Below are 4,741 nucleotides of genomic sequence, written 5' to 3'. Positions count from 1 at the left end.
GGCCAGCGCAGGCGGGCAATTGCTCGCATCCATTTGCCGGAACAAGCTGAGTATCGCTTCGCGGTAGAGGGCATCGGCATCGGTGACCGGCGCCGCGGCACCCAAACCCGAAAGCAGTGGTAGTCTACGTACGAGGCTGCCGCAAAAACTATCAAAGGTGGTAATCCGCAAACGGGCGCTATTCTCTAACAACGACCAATGTTGGGCCGCGTCACGGGCTAAAACTTGATTCACGGCATCGCGAATATCCGCATCAAAACCGGTACTGGGCGATTCGCTATGGTCGCCATGCAGGGCTTGAGCACCTGCTTGCAGAGCGTGAATAACCCGCTCTTTAATCTCACCCGCCGCTTTGTTAGTAAAGGTTATCGCAACGACTTTTTCAGGTTGATCAACAGTGAGCAGGCAATGCAAATAGCGAAGTAGTAATACCCCGGTCTTGCCGGAGCCAGCCGGTGCACGCACCAATACCGAATGACGGGGGTCAACTGCGCGCTCGCGTTGGTCTTGATCTGGGGGGCGTGGAAAATCGCTCATTCGGCGTCCTCCAGCTCAATGCTATCTCGTAACAGCGGCAACAAAAACTGGCTAAAACTACGGCCATAATCCTGACTATAATCATGCGCGATATTACCCGCTAATATCCCCTCGGCCATGCCTTGCAGTGCCGTAGACCAGGCATCGAGTTCAGCGTGCCATTTCTCAGGACTATCGACATCGTTTTCTTTGTCGGGCCGTTTGGCGACCACGCTATTCGCCCAATTACTGCGCATATGAATCGCTAAGTCCTCTGGGCTTTTAAGTTGAGCCAACATGACGCCGTCAACGCCCGATGTCGATCCAAATTCAGAACTCGCCGCCACTAATGCGTAGATTGGCAATTGCGGTTCAGTTAGACTATCGACATTGAGAGAGCGGCCATTAATAGTGCCCGTTTTATAGTCAATCACTAAGCGCTTACCGCCAACATTATCAATACGGTCCATGCGCAGGCGCAGTGGAATACCGGCCAATTTGGTTTCGATTAATTGCTCTACGGCGATGACTTCAAAGTCTTGTAGACGCTGCTTTTCTTTTTCCTCCAGCCAGCTGCACACTAGGCGAATCACCCGCTCCTTTTCGATATTCAGCAATGACTCGCCAAAGCGAGCGACGTTAAATTCCGGCCCCTGTAAAGCCAGTTCACAGCAGTCGCGGACCAGCGTCTCTAACTGCACGCTGTTTAATACGTCGAGCGCAGCCTTGCTTTTTAGGCGCTCCCACACATGCTGCATAGTGTCGTGCACCAAAATACCCTGAACTCGGTGATCCAAACCTTCGGCTGCTTGGGGGAATTCCCGAAGATTTAAGCGATATTTTAAAAAAGCGAAGAAGGGGCTGCTGGCGTATTCTTTAAACAAGCCGGTGCCACCCCGAATACTGTCGCGCTGACTGGGGTCAATCGCTCGCACCTCGTCATAGGCAGGCATGGCCACTGTGCCGGCGACTTTGTAGCGATTGCCAATGTCCCGCGCCTCTTCTTCCTGCCAGCTCGGCAACAGGGAACAGGGGCCTTGAGGACTGCCAACGTCACTCTCCCGACAATGGCTAATCATCACCAGCGGCGCAGACGCCAACAGGCTATTCAACAGCCTGCGGTCGCGCCGTAAACACAGACTGGGATCACTGTCCTCCAGCCCAGCCCCCTGTTGTAATTCCAGCGGCAAGAACGGCGAAGGTTCAACGCGGCGAGGCAGGGCGCCGTCATCGAGCCCCATAATCCACACCGCGTCAAAGCGCAGGCCAAGAGCGTCATCGTATTGCATAATTCGCACTGGACACCGCCAGTCGCGACTCACCGCAAAACGTTTGGTACTGAGGATATGTTGTAACCAAGACAGCGCGCTGTCATGACTCACTGCCCCGAGTTGTCGATCTAGAGCGCGAAAAACATCCATGGCCTGACTAAACCCTCGGCGGCACTGCTCCACCACCGAGTCATTGTCGTCAACATTGGGCCAGCCCGCACTGAGTAGTAGCTGGTCGAAAAATCGCACCCACTCTGAGGGCAATTGCGCCACCGGCATGGTCTTGAGCAAGGCGGCTAAGTCGTGGAGAAAATCACCGACTCCAGGTTCTGCCTGCTCCATTTTTCGCGCCAAGGCTAAGGCGCTTTTTAGGCTCGTTTCGGGGCCTAGACGGTCTCGCCAACGCAAATCCAGTCGCGCCCGAATGCTGCGCGCCTCCGGCCAACCGCGCACAAAGCGCGAGCGCAATATTCGACTAAATTGCTCTAGTGGTAGCGCTTTAGGAGCGAGGGAGATTAAATCCCAAGCCGATTTAATTAAGGGATAAGACAGCAGCGTCTCACTGCCATCAAAAAGCCATGGCTCACGAGGCTGGGTTTCCGCTGACGGAAACAAGTCGCTAGGATAGAGCTGGCGTTGCAATACTGCCTGCAAAACAGGCTGGTATTGCCTAATATCAGGCACCAATACTGCCAGTAGCTTATTGGCGTGTTCTCCTTCAGCACTTAAATAATCAGCCAGCCACGCAACGAGCGCTTCGCACTCTTGAGTCAATTGCGCAGCCGACTGAAAACGCGGTGTCGCGTTAAAGCCGCCGATAGCCAACTGCTTAATCGGCAGTACCGCCGCACACTGCTCAATAAAATGACTTGCCGCTGGACTCAGCTGTAATTCGGTACTCAATATTAATTGATCAGGTAAGTCCAAATTACCGTCCGCCAGCAGGGGCAGTAATACACTCGGTAATTGCTGGGCGCTCAAGGCCTGTTGCTCATCAAGCTTGGCCTGCATTGCTTGCTGCCAGTGATAAAACGCCTGGTACTCTTGGGAAAACAAATAGTAGTCCCGGTCACTGCTCAAGCGATACTGGGCGTGCAACTGAAACGCGTCGACAAACTGGCGAGCAATCGCCATGCTATTTAAACAGTTTTCAGGGAAGTAGGGACTCGACTCAATAATGTCTCTGGCCAGCGCTAGCAGCTGAATAGGACGCAGCACTTGCTTGGCGGGAAAACTAGCGTCCCACAACTCAGCAAACCATTGGTCCAGCGGCATGACCGTAATGGTTTCAATAAACGCTTGATCGTGACTGCCCCGCAACTGTGCGATGCGCTCGCGACATTGGCGGGCACTGGCGTCACTGGGCATTAGTACTACACTGCGGCCTTGTAGCGTCAATAAATCCGCGAGTTCTAACTGTTCCAAAGGTGCATCCTTTCTAAATTAGCGCGTGGCGATTACAGTGGTGAATCATAGCGTATTCGCTCTACTTCACGGACTATAAAACCAATAATTGCTATGGGTTTTACTGTACTGTCGGCCTGATCACCGTCAAGCACCCTAAATCATCATGGCAACTAAGCGTATTTTTAGCACAATTGGCACGCGTACTGCGCCAAACTTTAGCACGATTGTTGCGCACATTTTCATACATCAATAGGCAGGGCTAATCTGGGCAATTTAGTCGACACTATCAATCACAGCGCTTTTGCAGAAAGCATTCTATCGCGGGGCGCCATATTAAAAAAACAAAATTCTATAAAGCTAAAATACACAACCAGCAATTAAATGGCATTTTCTTAATATTATAAACAACATTAAATTATCAAAATTTATTTTCTATCTCGCCAATCTCAAGCACAAAAATATCTCAGACCAACAATACTAACGGACAAAATTAGTTGGCTTTTCGATTTCATATAAATCGTCAGAAATAGATGCTAATTTTTCTTCTAGTACCGCCTTGGCATCGTTAAGACCACGATTATAAAAATAGGCTCCAACTTCTTCTGAGAAGAAATCAATCAGAAATTCAGCATCGAATTTGCCAATATCCTGATCTAACTCCGCTACAAAATAGCGCTGAACCTTGTCGATAATCATTGCTTTTTCTTCGGCGGAAAACTCAATCATCGCCATTATCTATATTCTCCTTATCCTATGAACTTAAATCACCGTCTGCCAGCTGCCTCACCGCGGCAATACCAGCCCAACGCCCACTGGCAAAACATGCCGTTAATAAATAGCCGCCGGTAGGTGCCTCCCAGTCAAGCATCTCACCGACGCAATAGCAGCCCGGCAGTTTCTTGAGCATGAATTGCTCGTCCAGTTCGCTGAAGCACACGCCTCCAGCAGTGCTTATCGCCTCATCTAAGCTTCGCGTGCTGCGTAAGGTTTGCGGCAGCGCTTTGATCAAGGCGGGTATCGCGTCAATATCGGCCATTTGGCTTTTAGAGGTTAGGGTTTTCAACATGGCCAGCTTAGCGCCGGACAGGCCGCATTGTTTACGTAAGACATTCGCGAGGGAATCTTTAGCGCGGCGCTTAGCAATGGCCTGCTGTAATTTTTCTAGACTGCGGTCAGGGTCAAGATCCCAATACACTGTGCATTCACCATACGTCGCTATATTGTCGCGAATTGGTGCCGACACCGCGTACACGGGGCCACCCTCAATACCGTAGACAGATACAACGGCGTCGCCCTGCTGCCGCCAACAATGGCCATTGCTATCGGTCACGCTGATCGCAATGGTTTTAAGAGGTGCGCCGGCGTGCTCCGCAATAAAATCGCTGCGCCACGGATATTCAAATCCGCAATTGCTTGGCCGCCACGGCACGCACTGAATGCCGCGCTGTTCGAAATGATTAAGCCATTGCCCAGTTGAGCCCAACGCCGCCCAACTACCACCACCCAGTGCAAACACGGTGATTTCTGGTTTAAGCGCTAGCTGGTGC

At 51.5% G+C, this 4,741-nt stretch carries 4 protein-coding genes; all 4 read right to left on the bottom strand.

Features of this window, described 5'->3' with window-relative positions:
- Positions 1 to 537 (bottom strand): UvrD-helicase domain-containing protein (locus ABYT30_RS15745; protein ID WP_373097444.1); only part of this gene is annotated, 537 nt, incomplete at its 3' end.
- A complete protein-coding gene (locus ABYT30_RS15740; RefSeq protein ID WP_373097443.1) occupies positions 534 to 3,212 on the bottom strand; it encodes a PD-(D/E)XK nuclease family protein in 2,679 nt (892 codons plus the stop codon). The genes ABYT30_RS15740 and ABYT30_RS15745, both read right to left, overlap by 4 nt.
- A 459-nt stretch (positions 3,213 to 3,671) precedes the next feature.
- Positions 3,672 to 3,926, bottom strand: coding sequence for a DUF2164 domain-containing protein (locus tag ABYT30_RS15735; RefSeq protein WP_373084359.1), 255 nt, complete (start codon positions 3,924 to 3,926; stop codon positions 3,672 to 3,674).
- A gap of 19 nt (positions 3,927 to 3,945) precedes the next feature.
- Positions 3,946 to 4,741 (bottom strand): TIGR03862 family flavoprotein (locus tag ABYT30_RS15730; RefSeq protein WP_373097442.1); only part of this gene is annotated, 796 nt, incomplete at its 5' end.

Origin of the sequence: Zhongshania sp., assembly GCF_041623545.1 — a bacterium.
Taxonomy (GTDB): domain Bacteria; phylum Pseudomonadota; class Gammaproteobacteria; order Pseudomonadales; family Spongiibacteraceae; genus Spongiibacter.
The sequence above is the reverse complement of the archived record's forward strand: the minus strand, read 5'-3'. Positions and strand labels throughout refer to the sequence as shown.